This is a genomic window from Xanthobacter sp. BG11Y11_SDJG, from assembly GCF_057364445.1.
The window spans coordinates 1-1,072 of record NZ_JBNFNU010000729.1 but is presented as its reverse complement, the minus strand read 5'-3'; the positions used below and the strand labels follow the sequence as shown (position 1 = coordinate 1,072).

The 1,072-nt window shown below is 74.6% G+C and carries 2 protein-coding genes and 1 pseudogene; all 3 read right to left on the bottom strand.

Annotation, left to right across the window (positions count from 1 at the left end):
• Positions 1-220, bottom strand: a 220-nt coding sequence (locus AC2W7M_RS26115) for an acylphosphatase (protein ID WP_486136068.1), incomplete at its 3' end; no start/stop codon positions are given.
• A 10-nt stretch (positions 221-230) separates the two neighbouring features.
• Entirely contained in the window at positions 231-434 is a 204-nt protein-coding gene (locus AC2W7M_RS26110) for a nickel-dependent hydrogenase large subunit (RefSeq protein WP_486136066.1), read from the bottom strand.
• Between the two features lie 281 nt (positions 435-715).
• A pseudogene (locus AC2W7M_RS26105) lies at positions 716-997 on the bottom strand (nickel-dependent hydrogenase large subunit); the annotation flags it as partial.
• Positions 998-1,072: the final 75 nt, after the last annotated feature.

Genomic DNA, 1,072 nt, shown 5'->3' with positions numbered 1-1,072 from the left:
GACGCTGGGCGATGCGGGCGAGCGGCGGCGCCTCCTGCGTCAGCGTGCGGGCGAAGGCCTCCAGCGCCTCGGGCCGGCCCGCCAGATGGATCGCCACGAGCCCGCCCGCATTGCGCACGCTGCCGCGCAGGCCGTGGCGCAGCGCCAGGCGGTGCACGAAGGGGCGGAATCCCACCCCCTGCACGATGCCCCGGACGACGATCTCCTCGGCGCGCTCCATGCCCCGACGCCTAGTGCACCGTGCAGACCATGCAGGGGTCGAACGAGCGCACGATGTGCTGAACGCTCACCGGCGTGGTCTCGCCTTGGCGCACAAGCGCGCCGACCAGCGCCGTCTCCAGCGGTCCGGGAACCCCGTCGCGGTCGCGGGGCGAGAAGTTCCAGGTGGTGGGGGCGATGATCTGGTAGCGGGCGATGCGGCCCGTTCGTACCACCAACCACCAGTGGCCGAGCGACGCCGCGCGGCGGCTTCCGTCAGTCCGAAGGCGCGGCCCTCCTGCGGCAGGGTGCCCTGGGCGCACCACGGCGCGGTCGGCTCCAGCTGCCGCACCCAGCCCTCCATGGCGATCAGCGTGCGCGCGGCCTCGACCAGGCGCCCGACGACGCGGCTCCTCACGTTCGCGCCCTCGCGCGCCGCAAGGTCGCGCATCAGCGGATGGCCCGCCACCATTTGCCGGGCGAAGGCGCCGGTCTCGTATGGCGCGCCCGCAAGGCGCGGCGCCTTGCACCAGGTGTAGCCCTTCTCGTCCGCGCCGTCCGGCAAGGTCGAGCCCTCGAACGGGGCGTGCGGCGCATCGCGCCCCTCCATGCGGGCGAAGGCGTGGTCCTCGGTGATGGCGGCGGGATCGAGCGCGCCCGGCATGCCGTCCGCGAAGGTGCCGCCCGCATAGAGGCGGCCCGCCTCCTGCGGGTAGGCGCCATAGGAGAGGAACCGGTCATAGGCGCGGCCGAGGCCGGCGAGCTCCAGGTCCTCGGCGATGTCGAGGAACAGGCGCATGTCGCTCGCCGCCGGGCGAGGCGCCAGGCCTCCAGCGCCGCCACGCCGTCGAGCGCGGCGACCTCCTCGAGGGGC